At 47.4% G+C, this 17,214-nt stretch carries 19 protein-coding genes; 10 read left to right on the top strand and 9 right to left on the bottom strand.

Annotated features, from left to right (window positions below; translation table 11 throughout):
* The first annotated feature begins 62 nt into the window (after positions 1-62).
* The 3 genes from ACYVGR_RS24430 to ACYVGR_RS24420 are packed head-to-tail and all read left to right on the top strand — an operon-like array spanning position 63 to position 1,982.
* Positions 63-563, top strand: a complete 501-nt coding sequence (locus ACYVGR_RS24430; RefSeq protein ID WP_460961673.1) for a DUF6036 family nucleotidyltransferase — start codon at positions 63-65, stop codon at positions 561-563.
* Positions 564-1,355 carry an exodeoxyribonuclease III gene (locus ACYVGR_RS24425; RefSeq protein ID WP_460961671.1) on the top strand — a complete coding sequence of 264 codons (792 nt, stop codon included), beginning with the start codon at positions 564-566 and terminating at the stop codon, positions 1,353-1,355. It begins immediately after the preceding gene.
* A gap of 48 nt (positions 1,356-1,403) precedes the next feature.
* On the top strand, positions 1,404-1,982 hold the full coding sequence (locus tag ACYVGR_RS24420; protein WP_460961669.1) for a pseudouridine synthase: 579 nt from the start codon (positions 1,404-1,406) through the stop codon (positions 1,980-1,982).
* A 99-nt stretch (positions 1,983-2,081) separates the two neighbouring features.
* On the opposite strand, the gene radC is transcribed toward ACYVGR_RS24420, so the two are convergent.
* The 3 genes from radC to ACYVGR_RS24405 all read right to left on the bottom strand — a co-directional run bounded on the left by radC (position 2,082) and on the right by ACYVGR_RS24405 (position 3,720).
* Positions 2,082-2,777 carry a RadC family protein gene (gene radC, locus ACYVGR_RS24415; RefSeq protein WP_460961667.1) on the bottom strand — a complete coding sequence of 232 codons (696 nt, stop codon included), beginning with the start codon at positions 2,775-2,777 and terminating at the stop codon, positions 2,082-2,084.
* 174 nt (positions 2,778-2,951) lie between these two features.
* Positions 2,952-3,218: a 30S ribosomal protein S20 gene (gene rpsT, locus ACYVGR_RS24410; protein WP_182461032.1), complete on the bottom strand. Its 267-nt coding sequence runs from the start codon at positions 3,216-3,218 to the stop codon at positions 2,952-2,954.
* Positions 3,219-3,321: 103 nt separating this feature from the next.
* Positions 3,322-3,720, bottom strand: coding sequence for a Dabb family protein (locus tag ACYVGR_RS24405; RefSeq protein WP_460961664.1), 399 nt, complete (start codon positions 3,718-3,720; stop codon positions 3,322-3,324).
* 103 nt (positions 3,721-3,823) lie between these two features.
* Here ACYVGR_RS24405 and ACYVGR_RS24400 point away from each other — a divergent pair, with 103 nt between their 5' ends.
* Positions 3,824-4,867 (top strand): zinc dependent phospholipase C family protein, encoded by a 1,044-nt coding sequence (locus tag ACYVGR_RS24400; protein WP_460961662.1) that lies wholly within the window; start codon positions 3,824-3,826, stop codon positions 4,865-4,867.
* Positions 4,868-4,973: 106 nt separating this feature from the next.
* Here the strand turns inward: ACYVGR_RS24400 and ACYVGR_RS24395 are convergent, their stop codons facing one another.
* On the bottom strand, positions 4,974-5,843 hold the full coding sequence (locus tag ACYVGR_RS24395; RefSeq protein ID WP_460961660.1) for a sugar phosphate isomerase/epimerase family protein: 870 nt from the start codon (positions 5,841-5,843) through the stop codon (positions 4,974-4,976).
* 128 nt (positions 5,844-5,971) lie between these two features.
* Here ACYVGR_RS24395 and ACYVGR_RS24390 point away from each other — a divergent pair, with 128 nt between their 5' ends.
* Together ACYVGR_RS24390 and ACYVGR_RS24385 are read left to right on the top strand one after the other, a co-directional pair.
* On the top strand, positions 5,972-7,168 hold the full coding sequence (locus tag ACYVGR_RS24390; RefSeq protein ID WP_460961658.1) for a class I SAM-dependent rRNA methyltransferase: 1,197 nt from the start codon (positions 5,972-5,974) through the stop codon (positions 7,166-7,168).
* A 212-nt stretch (positions 7,169-7,380) separates the two neighbouring features.
* Positions 7,381-9,099, top strand: a complete 1,719-nt coding sequence (locus ACYVGR_RS24385; protein ID WP_460961656.1) for a pyruvate dehydrogenase complex dihydrolipoamide acetyltransferase — start codon at positions 7,381-7,383, stop codon at positions 9,097-9,099.
* A 93-nt stretch (positions 9,100-9,192) separates the two neighbouring features.
* Here ACYVGR_RS24385 and trxA read toward each other — a convergent pair whose 3' ends face one another.
* A complete protein-coding gene (trxA, locus tag ACYVGR_RS24380; protein WP_182461038.1) occupies positions 9,193-9,537 on the bottom strand; it encodes a thioredoxin in 345 nt (114 codons plus the stop codon).
* Positions 9,538-9,664: 127 nt separating this feature from the next.
* Positions 9,665-11,242, bottom strand: a complete 1,578-nt coding sequence (locus ACYVGR_RS24375; RefSeq protein WP_460961653.1) for an aminotransferase-like domain-containing protein — start codon at positions 11,240-11,242, stop codon at positions 9,665-9,667.
* 57 nt (positions 11,243-11,299) lie between these two features.
* Here ACYVGR_RS24375 and ACYVGR_RS24370 point away from each other — a divergent pair, with 57 nt between their 5' ends.
* Genes ACYVGR_RS24370 through ACYVGR_RS24355 form a run of 4 tightly spaced genes read left to right on the top strand, consistent with a single transcriptional unit; the run spans position 11,300 to position 13,744 of the window.
* Positions 11,300-11,929 carry a pyridoxamine 5'-phosphate oxidase family protein gene (locus ACYVGR_RS24370; RefSeq protein ID WP_460961651.1) on the top strand — a complete coding sequence of 210 codons (630 nt, stop codon included), beginning with the start codon at positions 11,300-11,302 and terminating at the stop codon, positions 11,927-11,929.
* 6 nt (positions 11,930-11,935) lie between these two features.
* Positions 11,936-12,568, top strand: a complete 633-nt coding sequence (locus ACYVGR_RS24365) for a LysE family translocator (RefSeq protein WP_460961649.1) — start codon at positions 11,936-11,938, stop codon at positions 12,566-12,568.
* A 41-nt stretch (positions 12,569-12,609) separates the two neighbouring features.
* The gene (locus ACYVGR_RS24360; protein WP_460961647.1) at positions 12,610-13,260 is read left to right on the top strand and encodes an FMN-binding negative transcriptional regulator; all 651 of its coding nucleotides are present in this window, start codon (positions 12,610-12,612) and stop codon (positions 13,258-13,260) included.
* Positions 13,261-13,264: 4 nt separating this feature from the next.
* A complete protein-coding gene (locus ACYVGR_RS24355; RefSeq protein ID WP_460961645.1) occupies positions 13,265-13,744 on the top strand; it encodes an OsmC family protein in 480 nt (159 codons plus the stop codon).
* 142 nt (positions 13,745-13,886) lie between these two features.
* Here the strand turns inward: ACYVGR_RS24355 and ACYVGR_RS24350 are convergent, their stop codons facing one another.
* From ACYVGR_RS24350 to ACYVGR_RS24340, 3 genes are all read right to left on the bottom strand, one after another.
* Positions 13,887-14,615 carry a universal stress protein gene (locus ACYVGR_RS24350; RefSeq protein ID WP_460961643.1) on the bottom strand — a complete coding sequence of 243 codons (729 nt, stop codon included), beginning with the start codon at positions 14,613-14,615 and terminating at the stop codon, positions 13,887-13,889.
* A gap of 89 nt (positions 14,616-14,704) precedes the next feature.
* Positions 14,705-15,670 carry an SPFH domain-containing protein gene (locus ACYVGR_RS24345; protein WP_460961641.1) on the bottom strand — a complete coding sequence of 322 codons (966 nt, stop codon included), beginning with the start codon at positions 15,668-15,670 and terminating at the stop codon, positions 14,705-14,707.
* Positions 15,671-15,764: 94 nt separating this feature from the next.
* Positions 15,765-16,940: an MFS transporter gene (locus ACYVGR_RS24340; RefSeq protein ID WP_460961639.1), complete on the bottom strand. Its 1,176-nt coding sequence runs from the start codon at positions 16,938-16,940 to the stop codon at positions 15,765-15,767.
* Positions 16,941-17,214: the final 274 nt, after the last annotated feature.

The following is a 17,214-nucleotide window of genomic DNA, read 5'->3' as shown; positions in this document are numbered from 1 at the left end:
TACTATGGCTTAGTAGGTGATCCTCCGAAACTGTCCAAAGATATTACAATCACGCGGCCGCCATGGATGTAGAAAATTCGGAATTTCTAGAGTTCGTAGCGGCTGCTGATGCGAATCAGTTAGAATACATTCTTATTGGTGGTTTAGCGATGATCCTCAATGGCGCAGTACGCTTTACGCAGGACGCTGATCTTTGGCTTGAACCGACTAACGAAAATAGGGATCGTTTCATTAAATCACTTTTAGCATTTGGTTATGAGGAAGATCAAGTCCAACGTATGCGAGAAACGGACTTTACTCGACCGCAAATGATTCGTATTCACGACATTCCGATGGATGTTCTGACAAGTGTTCATCATCGTTTGGATTATTTTGCTTGTCGTAAACGAGCTAGAGCATTTACTGCCAAAGAAGGCCAAGTCATCTATTTTCTACACATTAATGATCTACGTGAAACCAAAGTATTGGCTCGCCGTACGAAAGACTTAAACGACATCGTGATGATTGATGAAATTATTGATGAGGTCAAGAAAAATAGTGATTCAGATATAAATAATTCCTAAGTGCAACTCATTTCCTACAACATTAATGGCATTCGGGCAGCTATTCGAAATGGGCTGATCGACTGGCTATCCGACAAGAACTTCGATATTATTTGCTTTCAGGAGGTCAAAGCTACTGCCGATGTGGTGGATCTGACTTTGTTGGAGCAACTTGGTTACCAATACCATTGGCATGCTGCTGAAAAGAAAGGCTACTCTGGGGTAGCGACGTTTTCTAAAATCGCACCCACCAATGTAGTTCTGGGTTGTGGTTTGCCTGTTTATGATTGTGAAGGACGCATCCTACGCACTGATTTCGGCGACCTGACCCTGTTGAATTGCTATTTCCCTTCTGGAACATCGGGCGAATTACGGCAAGGTGTAAAAATGGAGTTTCTGCGTGATTTTTACGACTATATCGAAAATCTGAAAAAGACCCGTCCTAAGTTGATCGTTGTGGGCGATTATAACATTGCTCACAATGCCATCGATATTCACGACCCCATACGAAACAAAAACTCAACCGGTTTCTTACCCGAAGAGCGAGCGTGGATGGATCAATGGTTCGACTCGGGCATTACCGATTCGTTTCGCTACAAACATCCCGATGAAGTTGCTTATAGCTGGTGGAGTTACCGGGCTGGCGCACGTGGTAATAACAAAGGCTGGCGTATCGATTATGCTTCGGTCACCGATAATCTTCGCGACCAAATCATTGATTGCCAGATGCTACCCGATGCCGTGCATGCCGATCATTGCCCGGTGTGGTTATCAATGAGTGAACCGGAGCGCCGGAACGGAGCGAATGAGTGAAAGAGCGCATAACCGTTCTCCGCTCTTTCACTCATTCGCTCTTTCATTATGTATTTCCTCATCTACAAACCCTACCTCATGCTCTCGCAGTTTTCGCGGGAAGGAGACAAACAGACATTGGCTGATCTGGATTTTGACTTTCCGACGGATGTGTACCCAGTCGGGCGGCTTGATGCCGATAGCGAGGGGTTATTACTACTAACGAACGATAAGCAATTAAATCATCGCCTGCTCAACCCGAAGTTTCGGCATAATCGCACGTATTATGTTCAGGTGGATGGCGCATTGACGGAAGTGGCCTGCCAACAACTAAGGCAAGGGGTTACTATTTCAGTAGATGGTAAAGCCTATCGGACATTACCCGCCGATGCCCGAATTATAGCCGAACCGGGTTTGCCCGAACGGAATCCGCCGATTCGATACCGGGCTACCATTCCAACGTCCTGGCTGTCCATTTCACTGCACGAAGGTAAAAATCGCCAGGTGCGTAAAATGACTGCCGCTGTCGGTTTCCCAACTCTCCGATTGGTACGCTGGGCCATTGAAAGCCTCACTGCGGAAGGCATGGTTCCGGGGCAGGTTCGTGAGTTGAGTAGGGCAGAGGTGGTGCGAGGGTTAAGACTTTGAGTTAGGCTATGTCACCGATAATTTTTTTCGACAGGATTACAGGATTAGACAGGATTTTAAATTTTCGATAAATCCTGTCGAAAAAAATTATCTGACTTCTTACAAAATCCCCTCATCAGCAAAGCTGTAATAGGCTTTATCCGTAAAAATCAGGTGATCAAGTACCGGAATATCGAGAAGTCGTCCGGCATCTTTGAGCTTCTTTGTCAAATCTTTATCCGCTTGTGATGGCAGGAGATTACCCGACGGATGATTATGGAATAAGATCATCGACGAGGCCAAATGCTCAATAGCCTGCTTGAAGATAAGCTTAGGGTCGGCTACGGTTCCCGAAACGCCACCCGTACTGATTTGAACCGGCCGTAAAATTTCGTTGGCTCGGTTCATCAATAAAATCCAGAACTCTTCGTGTGGCTTGTCGATCAGATGCGGAATCATTTCGTTATAAGCATCGCGCGAGCAGGTTACTTTAGCGCGTTGCGGTCGATCCTGCTCTTTCCGTCTTCGACCTAACTCCAGAGCCGCTATGACACTTATCGCCTTTGCCTCGCCAATACCTCGAAATTTTGAAAGGTCTTTTATGCTCAGTTTGGCCAGGTCGTTGAGGTTATTATTGACGCTTTTAAGAATAATTTTGGCCACATCAACAGCTGTCAGGTCGACAGTGCCCGAGTTAATCAAGATCGCAATTAGCTCAGCTTCAGATAGGGCGGCTTTCCCCTTAAGTATAAGTTTTTCGCGTGGGCGATCTTCTTCGGCCCAACTCTGAATCGTGCCTGAGTTCTGATAAGACATTTGCTTAAGTAAGTTACGGCGTAATTTTCGTTGACAAAATGCACAAAAAAACCTTACCCGCAAACAGGTAAGGTTCTATATGTATTGTCAGTGAAAATCAGTTATTGATTAGCAAGTTACTATTCGCGGCATGACCATCAATAACTTATAAACCAATAACAAATGACTAACTGCTTAAGCAGTAGCAACTTTAAGGCTATTCACCAAACGAGCCAGTTTCGATTTGTTATTCGATGCTTTGTTCTTGTGAATAATGTTGCGTTTAGCAAGTTTGTCCAATGCCGACGAAACAGTCTTGAACAGTTCAACTGCCATTGCGTGATCGGTAGTGGTACGAAGTTTTTTCACCATGTTCCGAGTTGTAACATGCTGGTAACGGTTCAACAGACGCTTTTTGGCACTCGACCGAATTGCTTTTTTTGATGACTTATGATTTGCCATTGGTATATAAATGAGATCGTTGTCGCGATATGAGGGCGCAAAAATACGAATTTCGGTTGGAATAACAAATAGTTCCAACCGAAATTCTTTCTGCTAGCCCATCTTAAGGACGGATATCAGCGTTGACAATCAGAGTTTTTTCCCAGATTCCTTTGTTCTGTGCAACGAATTGCTTGTAAGCTGCACTGTTCTCAAAAGTTTTTATATCGGCTTCACTCTGAAACGTCAGGTAATGTACTACGTCATAGTCAGCAACAGCCTGATTTGGCAAAATTGTCTTGCCAGAGGTGTAATTGACGACCTGTGGAATTTCGTGCTTTAGTGACGCAAAACCGTTCATATGCTGCTCAACTGCTGCACTTTCGACCCCTTTTTTGAATTTAATACACACAACTTGCTGTTTCTGAGCTTTTCTAGCGGGTGAGTAGGCGCCGTAGATTGTTAAAGCAAAAGAGCACATTAACACAATAACAAGGGTATATCCTTTTGACTTGGCATTCATGATTATTTGAGTTTGAATCGTTTATCGAAATATTATTCTGAATAACATGGTTGTTTAATTGAATAGTTAATTATTTTCCGCTTAAAGTACCATGTTTTGTTAAATGTACAATTGTTTTATTTGGTTGATCGTTTCGACTGCTATTTTTTTCGGAAGTTTAGCGAGCGGCACCTCTTCTATAGCTGAAAATCGATTAGAAAAACCTCAACATTGGCGCTTTTTAGCGAAGTGTGGGCGCCCTGTCTGGGGGTTTTATGCACACCAGCAAATTAATCGGTTAGCCGTCTTTACATTACCCGTGGAGATGATGCCTTTTTTCAAAAAGCACATTGGTTTTTTAGCCGATAATGCTGTTAATCCCGACAAACGGCGGTATGCTGTTGTGGGCGAGGCACCACGGCATTTCATTGACCTTGATGCCTATCCGGATACCCTGACAACTACGCTACCTCGTTACTATAAAGAGGCCACCGACCGGTATGGGGCCGATACATTAGCCTTGCATGGGCTGGTTCCCTGGCAAATTCAGCTGACAAAGTATCAATTGACCGAAGCGTTTAAGCAGCGAAACGTCCGGCGTATCCTGCGTGTGGCTGCTGATTTAGGCCATTATATTGCTGATGCCAACGTACCACTACACACAACACGCAATTACAATGGTCAGTTGACCGGCCAACAGGGAATTCACGGTTTTTGGGAGTCGAGGTTGCCGGAGTTATTCAGTACAGACTATGATTTTCTGACCGGGCAGGCCGAATATATTTATTCGCCCCAGAAAGTAGCCTGGCAAGCAGTATTTAAGGCAAATGCAGCACTTGACTCGGTCTTGCGTTTTGAACAGAAACTGACAGAAGAGGTGGGAGAGACGCGGAAGTTCGGCTTTGAGGAGCGTAATGGGATTACAACCAAAGTTTATTCGGCCGATTTCTCACAACGCTATCACGATCAATTGAAAGGGCAAGTCGAGCGCCAGATGCGGGCTTCAGTAAAAATGGTCGGTGATTTTTGGTATACCTGTTGGGTAGATGCCGGTCAACCCGATTTGCGGGCCTTGGCGAAATATCAGCTTACGGAAGAAGAGCAAAAAGAAGAAGCCGAAGAAAAGAAGAGTTGGTTGAAGCGATTGTTTTCGGCGCGGGAAGAGTAACCGGGATTTTTATGATTTGATTGACCGACTATGATTTTCTTTTTTCACTTCCCCTGGAAGTACAATCATAGTCGGTCAATCAAATCATAAAAATCCCGGTTCTGAATTATACCGACAATACCTTCATGTACTCAGCATCGTTTTTCATGCTGATCAGTGATGACTCAGGATATTGTTCCTGCTCTACCAGAAAATACTTGATACCGCTGTCCTTAGCTATGCGTAACGTCTTTTTGAAGTCCACGTTACCTTTACCAAGGTCGTTCTGAACGGGTTTGCCATCTTTCACGGTATAGTCTTTTACGTGGCAAAGCTCGTAGCGTTTGCCGTATTTTTTGAGGTGTTCTTCGGTGTTTACACCCGCCACATCAATCCAGCATAGATCTAGCTCAAACATGACATACTTAGGATCCGTGTTCTCTAGCAGGACTTCCTGAGGCAGCTTGCCATCGAGGAGACGGAACGAATAGTCGTGGTTGTGATAACCAAACTTCAGCCCGGCCTTCTTAACCTCTTCACCAACTTTGTTGAATTGATCGGCCACTTTCTTCCAATCATCTAACGTTTTTTGTGCACCGTAGTAAGGGCAGAGTAGGTAAGTTAAACCCGCATCATGCGCCATTTCGATACTTTTCTTGAGTTGATCCGGCTTATCGACTTCACCCCGATAATTGAAGTGCGTACTAACCATCTTCACGCCCAGGCCATCGAGGAATGATTTGATTTCCTTTGGTTCCATACCCCACAAAAAACCTTGTGGACCACCGTAACTCTCAAATTGCTTATACCCCATCTGGGCCAATTGGGTCATAACACCCTTAGGATCTTTGGGAATCACATCCCGAACACTGTACAACTGAGCGCCAAATGGATTGATAGGCTTCGCAAAAGCATTCGCTAATAAATCCGACTGACTCAGGGCAAAGGCTCCGGCTGTGAGCAGACCGGATTGTTTAAGAAAACTACGTCGTTGCATATGTAGAAAAAAGTTTGTGTAAAAGTAGTGAAGAGTGCAGAATGAAGAGTGAAGAATATTTTCTCTAGCGTATTCTTCATTTTTCATTCTACACTCTTCACTACTTTTGTACGCTTTATTGAATACGAATGACATTTTCCAAATTATATCTGCAGGCAGGACGCGACGAAGCTGTTCGGCGTTTCCATCCCTGGGTGTTTTCCAGAGCCATCAGCCGCTACGAGGGTAACCTGAGCGATGGTGATGTAGTAGAGGTCTTTGACAATAAAAACCGATATCTCGCTACTGGGCACTATCACGACGGGAGTATTGCCGTGCGTATTTTCTCGTTCGGAGCAACGGCAGGCGGGCCTGTTATTCCCGATTTAGCCTATTGGACGAAGAAACTAGCCCATATTCGCAGCATTCGGCAAGTGATCGTTACCGGTGAAACAAACTGTTACCGACTCGTGCACGGTGAGGGCGACGGCTGCACAGGCCTTATTATAGACATGTATAATGGGGTGGCGGTTGTGCAGGCGCACTCCATAGGGATGCACCGCGAACGAGACATTATTGCCGATGCCCTCAAAGCCGTTTTCGGGAATGAACTGATTGCCGTTTACGACAAAAGTGCCGATACATTGCCCGACGAATACGGAGCGACTGTTACCAATGGCTACCTGTTTGGCCGTACACCCGTGCCACATCCAGTCCAGGAAAATGGCAATACGTTTCTGGTTGACTGGATTACGGGACAGAAAACCGGATTTTTTCTCGATCAACGCGATAATCGGGCACTCTTGGCTCAGTACGCTCAGGGCAAGGATGTCCTGAATGCGTTCTGTTATTCGGGTGGGTTTTCGGTGTATGCCCTCAAAGCGGGCGCAAATCTGGTTCATTCGGTCGATGTTTCTCAGAAGGCAATTGGCCTGACGAATCAGAATATCGAAGCTAACTTTGGGGAGGAGGACACGCGCCATGAGGCTTATGCAGAAGATGTGATGCATTACCTTAAAGCCCACGATCATAACTATGATGTGGTTGTGCTAGATCCACCTGCTTTTGCCAAAAGCCTTTCGGCGCGGCACCGGGCTGTGCAAGGATACAAACGATTGAATGCCGAAGGGTTTCGCCGGGTAGCGAAGGGGGGAATTTTATTTACCTTTTCGTGCTCGCAGGTGGTAGACCGGGAGTTGTTTTATAATACAATTGTAGCCGCAGCGATTGAGGCCGGACGCCAGGTTCGTGTGCTACATCATTTAAGTCAACCTGCCGACCACCCTGTTAGTTTATTCCATCCAGAAGGTGGCTACCTGAAAGGGCTAGTACTTTGGGTAGAGTAATTTTTAGGTTTGTTGGTGGTAGCTTAACGAAATAGATAGGTTTGCTGTTAATCTGTAGAAGCAATTAAAGTGCAACCTTTATTGGTCTGATAGATTAACATTAATTGCTTTCCGCTAATTTTGGGTCTCAACCGGTCTGGCACCTCGACGGTCTGATACTTTGGTGACCCGGTCAGTCCTTTCGTATAACCCGATTACATACATAGCTAATTATGGCTGAATTAATCCGAATGCCCAAGATGAGCGACACAATGACCGAAGGCGTCATTGCAGAGTGGCATAAAAAGGTGGGCGATAAAGTAAAATCCGGCGACGTACTGGCCGAAGTTGAAACCGATAAAGCTACGATGGACCTGGAGTCCTACGAAGAAGGTACACTACTTTATATCGGTGTTGAAAAAGGTGCTTCAGTTCCGGTAGATGGCGTTCTGGCTATCATTGGTGCCGATGGTGAAGATTACAAAGCGTTGTTGAATGGCTCAAGTGGCGGTAGCCAGGAAGCCCCTGCCCCAAAGCCAGAGCCTGCTCCTGCACCCGCAGCGAGTGAAAGCAGTGCGGTCGCTACGAAGTTGCCCGAACCCAAAGCGGTTTCGGCGGCTCCGGCCGAGAAAGTCAACGCGTCGGTTATTCGGATGCCAAAAATGAGCGACACCATGACCGAAGGCACTATTGTGGCCTGGCATAAAAAAGAAGGTGATACCGTGAAATCGGGTGATGTTCTGGCCGAAGTTGAGACCGACAAAGCCACGATGGACCTAGAAGCCTACGAAGAAGGTACGTTACTTTATATTGGTGTAAAAGAAGGTTCGTCGGTAGCTGTTGACGACATTATTGCTGTTGTTGGTGAGAAAGGTGCCAACTTCAAAGTTCTGCTGGATGGCGGTGCTGGCCAACAGGCTGCTACTGGTGAAGGCGGAAGCGCCACTGCTCAACAAAATCCACAGGCTAGTGTGCCTGCTAATGCCGATACCGATCTGTCGCAGGCAGGTGGTGCTGGTGATGTTTCAGAATCGAATGGCCGGGTGAAAGCCTCGCCGTTAGCGAAGCGGATTGCCGAAGATAAAGGCATTAATCTGTCTCAGGTTCATGGTACCGGCCCAGAAGGTCGTATCGTGAAAAGCGATGTTGAGTCGTTCGTACCGGGTAAAGCAGCCCCAGCGGCCCAACCGGCGGCTCCGGTCGCTCAGCCAACCGCTACGCCAGCACCGGCTGCTCAGCCATCGGCTCCGGCACCTGTACCAACGCCAGCCGGTGATTACGAAGATATTCCAGTTAGCCAGATGCGCAAAACGATTGCCCGTCGGTTGAGTGAGAGTCTGTTCACGGCTCCGCACTTCTACCTGACCATGGAAATCAACATGGACAAGGCGATGGAACTGCGTGGCACCGTCAACGGTATTAGTCCGGTGAAAGTTTCGTTCAACGATTTCGTGATCAAGGCTGCTGCTTTGGCGCTGAAACAACATCCGAATGTGAACTCATCGTGGCTTGGCGATAAAATCCGGAAGTACAAATATGTGAATATCGGCGTAGCTGTTGCTGTTGATGAAGGCTTGCTGGTACCCGTTGTTCGGAACGCTGATCAGAAAACATTGTCGACCATTTCGGGCGAAGTGAAAGATCTGGCCGGTAAAGCCAAAGACAAAAAACTCCAGCCGAAAGACTGGGAGGGAAGCACCTTCTCAATTTCGAACCTGGGTATGTTTGGTATCGAAGAATTTACCGCAATCATCAACCCGCCTGATTCTTGTATTCTGGCTGTTGGTGCTATCAAGCAGACAGTTAAGTTTGAAGGCGATGTTGCAAAACCAACGAACGTTATGAAAGTAACGCTCTCTTGCGACCACCGTGTGGTTGATGGAGCTACGGGTTCGGCCTTCCTGCAGACTGTTAAGCAGTTGCTCGAAGATCCAATGCGGATGCTGGTATAAAAAAGGAGAAAAGGGAAGAGGGGGAAGAAAGGGAGTAAGTGGTTTTATCCATTCTCCCTTTCTTCCCCCTCTTCCCTTTTCTCCCTCTAAAAATTAGATCGTAGCGGGTTCCATAGCGGCTACCAGCTTTTGCTCTAATACGCCTTTCGACGTAGCGCCAATTACTTTATCGACTAACTGACCATTTTTGAAAACCATCAGCGTAGGAATGCTGCGGATACCAAATTTGGCAGGTGTTGCTGAGTTCTGGTCAACATCCATTTTAGCAACGATAGCTTTCCCTTCGTATTCGCCAGCAAGCTGCTCAACGATTGGACCTACCATCCGACAAGGGCCACACCATTCGGCCCAGAAGTCTACTAAAACGGGTTTATCTGAATTTATAAGTTCGCTGAAGTTAGCGTCGGTTGCTTCTACGGCATTTGATCCTGCTGCCATGATTGAAATGAGTTTGTTATGTTGAACTTGTTTCATGGACATAAACCCGTTTCATAGCGATTAGTTCCGAAGTTTACCTGACCTTGAAAGCCGACTCTACTTTTCGGTCAACCCGGCTGTATGGGCCTTAAGTAAGGCGGTGTAGGATCTTCTTCAGGACGCCTACACTCTGCGTCAACTCGTCTTCTGTACTTGAGGCAAAGCCTAGTCGCGTTCCGTTGAGTCGCTGGCCGGGCGGGTTATGGGCTACACCATTCGATAATGATAAACCCTCACGACCAGCTTGTTGGGCCATTAATTCCATGTCAATGGCTGGGTCGAACGTTGACCAGACGGCCATACCTCCGTCGGGCCTTGTAAACTGAATACGATCTGCTAGCTCCGTGGTTAATAGCTCACAGAAGTGGTCACGCCGGGCATGATAGGTGCGTAGCGCTTTGCGGAAATGACGTTTTAAATCGCCTGTTTTCAGGAGTTGACCAATGGCAAATTCAAGCATGGGGTCACCTTGCCGATCAATGATGCGTCGGAGTCGGGCTAGTTCGTCAATCACGGCTGTTGGGGCCACGACATACCCAATCCGAAAAGCCGGGGCTACCGATTTTGTCAGGGAACCAACATACACAACCATGCCCTGCTGATCGGCGCTTGCCAGGGGTAAAATCGGGCGACTGAGGTAATGAAAGTCATAATCGTAGTCATCTTCCAGAATGGCAAACCCGTACTGTTCAGCGAGTTGCAATAGACGAACTCGACGATCAGCGCGTAGGGTTACTGTTGTTGGATAGTGATGATGGGGTGTCACGAAAACCATTCGAATGGGTTGGGCGACGCTTCGTTGATTTTGGCAAAGAATTTCCAACGCATCGATATCCATTCCATGTTGATCGACGGGCACCGTTACTACCGATGCACCCGTTTTGAGGATGTTCATCGTAGCACCAGCCCAGGTCGTTTCGCCGGTGACTACCACATCGCCGGGGCGTAATAATACCTGGCAGGTCAGGTGCAGCCCCATGATGCTGCCTCGGGTAATGAGCAGGTTATCAGGTGTGGTGCGTAGACCACGGGTTTCATTTAAATGAATGGAGAGTTGCTCCCGAAGCAATAAATTCCCCTTCGTATCCCCGTAGCCGAAGTGTTTCTGCGGATCGCCCCACCGGAAATAGGATCGATACGCCCGGCTCAACTCGTCCATAGGCGCTAATCGAATATCCGGGAAACCGTCATCCAGGCGTAACCCCGACTGATTGGTTAATACGGGCCGAAGTAGAAAATTGATTGACTCAAAGGAATAGCCTGGTTGCTTATTCTGATCTTCAGTTACACCGTATCTCGAAGCTATGGCGTAACTATTATCCATCGTCAACGCTTGTGGTTTCACCTCCGGAACATGCGCTGCTACATACGTACCACTACCTGATCGGCTTTCGAGCCATCCCTGCGCCAAGCCTTCATCGTAGGCAGCCACGATCGTTTGGCGATTCAATGAAAGTAACTCGGCCAGTTGCCGGGAACCCGGCAAACGATAACCTGGTGCTAGCGTACCTTTGCGAATAAGTTGACTTAGCTGATCGCTCAGTTGCAGAAAAACGGGAGTGGCCAACGATTTATCGATCTGGATTAGCGATTTGAAGGGTAGCATAACCGGACTAGCTGTTTTCTTTAAATTGGACGATTTTGCTAGTCCGGCAAAGAACGACATTTGTTTTAGAAATTACTAGAACACGTAAATAGACGCCAAGGGTGGCGTCTCTACGATATGCAAACCGCTCGCACAACGCCCAGCCGACTGGCCAAACGCGCTCATTATGATGAGGCCACGATTCACCCTATTCTGGATGAAGCCCTATTCTGTACCGTCAGTTTTGCCGTCGATGGGCAGCCGATGGCTATTCCTACGGCCTTTGCCCGACAAGGCGATAAACTGTATATCCATGGCTCGGTGGGTAGTCATTTTATCCGTGCCATTGAACATGGAGCACCGGTTTGCATTACGGTGATGCTGGCCGATGGACTGGTGCTGGCTAAATCGGCCTTTCATCACTCGGTTAACTATCGGTCGGTAGTGATTTTTGCCAATGCCGAAAAAGTGACCGACGAAACCGAGCGAATGAATGCACTGGCCTTGATCACGGATCACCTTATACCCAATCGCTGGGATGATCTGCGCCCAACAACCGACAGTGAGATGAGGAAGACAACGGTGTTAGCATTCTCGCTGGCCGAAGCGTCTGCCAAGGTGCGTACGGGTGGCCCAAATGACGATCCAGAAGATGAACATCTCCCTACCTGGTCGGGGGTGATTCCATTGAAAACGGTACGCCAAACGCCCGTTCCGGCGGAGATCAGCGTAGAAATTTCCTTACCCGATTATTTGCAACCAAGTTGATTTGCCATGATACCTTTCAACGAGTTAGTCCTGTTTGCGCTGGCTGCTCTGGGTTTAGTGCTCAGCCCCGGTCCGAACATGATCTACATTATTTCCCGCTCCATTACGCAGGGACGACGCGCTGGATTGCTTTCGCTGGCGGGTGTATTGACCGGCTTTTTAGTGCATATCTTTCTGGTATCGGTCGGCCTGACGGCCGTATTTATGGCTATTCCGATGGCTTACGAACTGCTGCGCTGGCTCGGTATTGGGTATTTGCTTTATCTGGCCTGGGAAGCCGTTAAGCCGGGTGGAACGTCGCCTTTTGAGACGCGTAATCTGCCCCATGATTCGGATTGGAAACTCTTTCAGATGGGCTTCCTGACCAATGCGTTAAATCCCAAAGTGGCTGTTTTTTATCTGTCTTTCTTTCCACAGTTTACGCGACCAGAATATGGCTCGCTACTGACTCAGAATGTTGAATTAGGCCTTACGCAATTGTTGGTAAGTGCTACCATCAATTTTTTGATTGTCTTATCGGCGGCACGTATGGCGCGTTGGTTCCAGATGCGGCCGGCTTACATACGCGCGCAAAAATGGCTTATGGCGAGTATTCTGACCGGTTTAGCTGTGCGTATGGCCATCGACAAAGGAAAGTAATCGTATCTGAATGTATCTAAAGAATCAATAACTTACGGCTTATGTATATCTCCAAAGCGTTTCAGGAAACGGATCGCGACACCTTGTATCAGTTTATTCGGGATAATTCATTTGGGCTACTGATCACAACTGGCTCGGATGGAGTTCCTGTTGCTACACACGTACCCATGGAACTCCAGTTGGATACAGAGGGCCAGTTTCGGTTAGTGGGTCATCTGGCGAAGGCGAATCCACAATGGAAATTGCTGGGTAGCGAAATCCCTGCACTGGCTGTATTTTCGGGGGCGCACAGTTACATTTCCTCTTCCTGGTACGACCATGTCAACGTGCCCACCTGGAACTATCTGGCCGTACAGGTTACGGGTCGAACAAGCGTTTTATCGGACGACGAAGCACTGGAGGTTCTGCGGCAACAGGTTGATAAATACGAAGTTCACTCAAAATGCCCAGTTTCGGTCGAAAGCATGACGGAGAGCTACGTACGAAAAGAAATGCGCGGAATCGTAGCGTTTACAATGACGATCGATACCATTCAGGGAGCAGCTAAACTGAGCCAGAATCGGGATGATAAAAACTACCAAAACATCATCTCCGAACTGCGACAAACGGGCCATCCCGGCGCGGGCGAGGTCGCCGATGAAATGGCCGCTCGCCGACCAGCGGTTGCTCAGGAACCCAATAAGCAATATTGATTTTATGGCAAAACAACACCAATACAACCTGACAATAACCTGGACTGGTAATAAAGGAGAAGGAACTAGTACATACCGGGGCTATGATCGGAGTCATACAATTTCCGCCGAAAATAAATCCGATATTCTGGCATCTTCGGACCCTGCCTTTCGGGGTGATAAGACACGGTATAACCCTGAGGAATTATTAGTCGCGTCATTATCCAGCTGCCATATGCTTTGGTACCTGCACCTATGTGCCGAAGCGGGTATCGTTGTCGTGGAATATACCGACAAAGCGGCTGGTACTATGGTCGAAACGTCGGATGGGGGAGGCCACTTTACTGAAGTTACGCTGTATCCACTTGTGGTTGTGGCCGAGGAATCGATGATCGCTAAAGCCAACGAATTGCATCATCAGGCTAACAAACTGTGTTTCATTGCCAAATCCTGCAATTTCCCAGTGCATCACCAACCGACTTGTCGGGTTATTAATGAAGGATAGTTTGCCGTGAAGTCAGATTCTTAAATCTGCCTTGTAAGGTTTCTCAAAACCTATTGGTGCTACGAGTAGGTTTTGAGAAACCTCTAGTGTCGGGTATTAGTACCCGACACCACTGTAAAGAATCTGCCTTCACGAAGAAGAATTATTTCTGTTCGTGGTAAACCAACACGGGTACTTCTGATTTTTCAATCAGTTTCGCCAGATGATTGGGGTGAAATAAACTATCCAGAAAACCTGATGCGGGCTGTAGTTCCATGACAATCAGGTCGGCATGAGCGGTTTCGAGCTTATCTTCAGTCAGAATAAGGAGTTGGGCATCAAATGCTTCAACGAGCGATTCTGTTTGAAAAGTTACCTTGGCTTGCGTCGTTTCGGGCTGCATGGCGTAGGCAATGGTGTGCACCTGTGCTGGACGAACGGCATGGCCATCGGGGGTAGTGGGAACAATCAGCACGGGGCACTGGGCATCATCGGCTACATCCGTAACAGCGCTACCCGCTAATCGGTCGAAGAACGTGCTCAAGTCACTTCGGCCCATCACAATCAAATCGGCTGAGCGTTCCCTGGCGGCATCCAGAATACCATCATCCACAAACCCAATGCGCCATTCTACCTCAACTGATAGCCCTTCGGCACGGAGTTGATCGGCTAATTTACCAAGCCGTTCGCGGCTGATATCTTCAATTTCCTGAGAGGCTATAAGTCCTAATCCCGGATCGCCCATAGTCGGTAAGGTGGAATCGGGAACCATAGGTTGAAAAACGTGTAATAGTGTGATGGTGGCGCCCGTTTTCCTGGCAAAAAGGCGAACCCAGTCTTGAGCGGCTGTTGTGTTAGCCGAAAAATCGGTAGGGAATAGTAAGTTGGTCATAAACTGTTTACGGTTTTTGGTATATAGTTTTCGGTGGTCGACGCATCACCCAAAACTATATACCAAAAACCGTAAACCTCCAACTATGTTTAACGTCTGCCCGTTGCTGGCGGTGGGGTAATGATACCACCCGAATCGCCACCCCGATTCATTTTTTCAACGGCGAGCAACTGCTTCATGGTTTTCTCCATACCCTCGGTTGAGCCATCAAGGAAAATAACATTGCCCTTTCCGTTCTCGGCAAAATGCTTGATGGCTTCCGTCCAGATCGAGAATAAAATCAGCGATGCATCCAGATTGGCTTCACTCATCACTTTAGCCGACTCCGCCATACCTTTGGCCACCTCTTCCCGGAATAAAGCCACACCCTGACCACGTAGTTGAGACGCGGTTTTCTCGGCTTCGGCTGAGATCTGAATGGCATTCCCTTCAGCCTGCGCGGCTTTTGTCTTGGTAATCAGTAACGCCTGTCCTTCATTTTCGGCAGCTGCTTTCAGGTTGGAAGAGGCCACTACCTGCGCCATCGACCGCATGATGACCTCGTCGAACGCAATGTCGTTCAATTGCAGATCGGTTAAGTGATATCCCCAGCTTTCAAGCAAAACGTCGAGTTGCGATTTAACGTGTTCAATGATTTCGGAGCGGAGGGCCAGAATTTCAGACTGGCGTTTTGTAGCCACAAAGCTACGAATAGAGCCTTCGATTGTCCGAATCAGTGCTTGCATAAACGAAGCCTCATCAATGAACTTAAAGGCCACGTTTTTAATGACTTCCTCGCTCTGGTTCAGTACCGAATAAACGAGCATGGCCTTGAAGTTGACATTAGCCTGGTCGGCAGTAATGGCCTGGAATGCCAGTTCGGCAGAACGGTTCTGGATCGAAATGCGTCGGTAAATGAATTCAATAAACGGGATTTTGAAATTCAGACCCGGTGTCATAACACGGGTATATTTCCCGAAAACAGTGATAACAGCCACCGTGCCCTGTTGCACAATGACGACTGATAGATAGACGACAATAATGGCTAATACGAAAATTATGCCCAGAAAGCTCATATATAGTAAAGGTTAGAAAACAAAAACGGATTCCGCATTTAAGGTACGGAATCCGTTGATAGCCTGACTGGAAATTTGTATAATCGGTCGTTGCTTAGTGTCCGGGCGACAATTCGAAGTTTTCTTCTTCCCGTTGCCGGAAGTACATGATCATGGCTAAACCAAATCCAGTAAATGCCAGCATAGCACCTACCAATTGAGGGGACGAATAGCCCAGACCAGCAGCAATTGGTAAGCCACCCAGGTAAGCACCCAGTGCATTGCCAATATTAAAACCTGCCTGACTAACTGATGATGCCAGCATTTCGGAACCATTGGCTGCCCGAATCATCAAAATCTGGATTGGCGGCCCTAACGAGAAGGCAATCGCTCCGGTAAGGAATGTCATGCCAAGAAGCGGTATCTGAAACGGAGCAACATAGTACACCAGCAGCAGGCAAAGGGTCATCAATAATAAAAACAAAGCCGTTGCCTTAATTGGGGAAGTACTGTCGGCGGTGCGTCCGGCAATTAGATTACCAACCGCCATGCCTAAACCGGCCAATACCAGAATCCAGGTAATTTGATTGCTACCAAAGTGAGCCACTTCGGTCAATAGGGGAGCAATGTAGCTGAACCAGGCAAACAGGCCTCCCGTACCAATGGCGGTGATGCCTAAAATTATCCAGGGCTCTACGTGCGTAAACAGTTTGAGGTCTTTACGCAAATTGGTCTGGTTCGCTACAGGCATTACCGGCAGCAGTTTTTGAATAGATATTAACGTGATCAGGCCAACCGCAGCGATAATCAAAAACGTGATTCGCCAGCTCATGGTGTGACCAATGTAAGTACCTAGCGGTACACCAATGATGTTGGCTACGGTAAGTCCGGCAAACATCATCGAAATGGCCTGTGCTTCTTTTCCCTTATTGGCTAACCGACTGGCTACTACGGCACCTACACCAAAAAAAGCGCCATGTGGTAAGCCCGATAACAGGCGAGTTACCATCATAAGTTCATAATTGGGCGCGAAGGACGAAAGGGCATTACAAAAGGTAAACAAGGCCATAAGGCCCAACAGGATTTTCTTAGGTGGATAATTTCCGGCAAATCCCACCAGTAGAGGAGCGCCGAGCACAACACCCAGCGCATAGGCCGAAATTAAGTGGCCAGCCTGTGGAATCGAGATTTGTAATGAGGTTGCAATATCGGGCAGAATACCCATCATGACGAACTCCGTCATGCCAATGCCAAAGCCTCCTATCGTAAGAGGCAGTAATTCCTTTTTCATTTGCAGCTTTCTATTTTTTGACAGCGCGTGAGTTTGCTAAACTTGGAAAACTCACAATAAACCTCACGAAATGAAGTCTATTTTATCTGGCAAATAAAAAAAGTGCAAAATCGTTCCCTCGTCTGGGAAAGGTATAATTTATTAGTTAGTCGGTGCAATTAAGGTGATAGCAAGTTCCGATTCTTGAAAAGTCGTGATATGAGGCTTCCCTTAAAGTTGAGAAATTACAGTTTTTGTCATTCCTCCTGTCGTCAGAATGACAAATCACTCATAA

The sequence above is a fragment of the Spirosoma litoris genome (genome assembly GCF_054776755.1).
This window is presented reverse-complemented; position numbering and strand designations above follow the sequence as displayed.

What these genes read in the sequence shown, in the direction of transcription:
- ACYVGR_RS24430 (WP_460961673.1), top strand. Translation starts at nt 63, where the DNA reads ATGGATGTAGAAAATTCGGAATTTCTAGAGTTCGTAGCGGCTGCTGAT.
- ACYVGR_RS24420 (WP_460961669.1), top strand. Translation starts at nt 1,404, where the DNA reads ATGTATTTCCTCATCTACAAACCCTACCTCATGCTCTCGCAGTTTTCG.
- radC (WP_460961667.1), bottom strand. Translation starts at nt 2,777, where the DNA reads ATGTCTTATCAGAACTCAGGCACGATTCAGAGTTGGGCCGAAGAAGAT.
- rpsT (WP_182461032.1), bottom strand. Translation starts at nt 3,218, where the DNA reads ATGGCAAATCATAAGTCATCAAAAAAAGCAATTCGGTCGAGTGCCAAA.
- ACYVGR_RS24405 (WP_460961664.1), bottom strand. Translation starts at nt 3,720, where the DNA reads ATGAATGCCAAGTCAAAAGGATATACCCTTGTTATTGTGTTAATGTGC.
- ACYVGR_RS24400 (WP_460961662.1), top strand. Translation starts at nt 3,824, where the DNA reads ATGTACAATTGTTTTATTTGGTTGATCGTTTCGACTGCTATTTTTTTC.
- ACYVGR_RS24395 (WP_460961660.1), bottom strand. Translation starts at nt 5,843, where the DNA reads ATGCAACGACGTAGTTTTCTTAAACAATCCGGTCTGCTCACAGCCGGA.
- ACYVGR_RS24390 (WP_460961658.1), top strand. Translation starts at nt 5,972, where the DNA reads ATGACATTTTCCAAATTATATCTGCAGGCAGGACGCGACGAAGCTGTT.
- ACYVGR_RS24385 (WP_460961656.1), top strand. Translation starts at nt 7,381, where the DNA reads ATGGCTGAATTAATCCGAATGCCCAAGATGAGCGACACAATGACCGAA.
- trxA (WP_182461038.1), bottom strand. Translation starts at nt 9,537, where the DNA reads ATGGCAGCAGGATCAAATGCCGTAGAAGCAACCGACGCTAACTTCAGC.
- ACYVGR_RS24375 (WP_460961653.1), bottom strand. Translation starts at nt 11,242, where the DNA reads ATGTCGTTCTTTGCCGGACTAGCAAAATCGTCCAATTTAAAGAAAACA.
- ACYVGR_RS24370 (WP_460961651.1), top strand. Translation starts at nt 11,300, where the DNA reads ATGCAAACCGCTCGCACAACGCCCAGCCGACTGGCCAAACGCGCTCAT.
- ACYVGR_RS24365 (WP_460961649.1), top strand. Translation starts at nt 11,936, where the DNA reads ATGATACCTTTCAACGAGTTAGTCCTGTTTGCGCTGGCTGCTCTGGGT.
- ACYVGR_RS24360 (WP_460961647.1), top strand. Translation starts at nt 12,610, where the DNA reads ATGTATATCTCCAAAGCGTTTCAGGAAACGGATCGCGACACCTTGTAT.
- ACYVGR_RS24355 (WP_460961645.1), top strand. Translation starts at nt 13,265, where the DNA reads ATGGCAAAACAACACCAATACAACCTGACAATAACCTGGACTGGTAAT.
- ACYVGR_RS24350 (WP_460961643.1), bottom strand. Translation starts at nt 14,615, where the DNA reads ATGACCAACTTACTATTCCCTACCGATTTTTCGGCTAACACAACAGCC.
- ACYVGR_RS24345 (WP_460961641.1), bottom strand. Translation starts at nt 15,670, where the DNA reads ATGAGCTTTCTGGGCATAATTTTCGTATTAGCCATTATTGTCGTCTAT.
- ACYVGR_RS24340 (WP_460961639.1), bottom strand. Translation starts at nt 16,940, where the DNA reads ATGAAAAAGGAATTACTGCCTCTTACGATAGGAGGCTTTGGCATTGGC.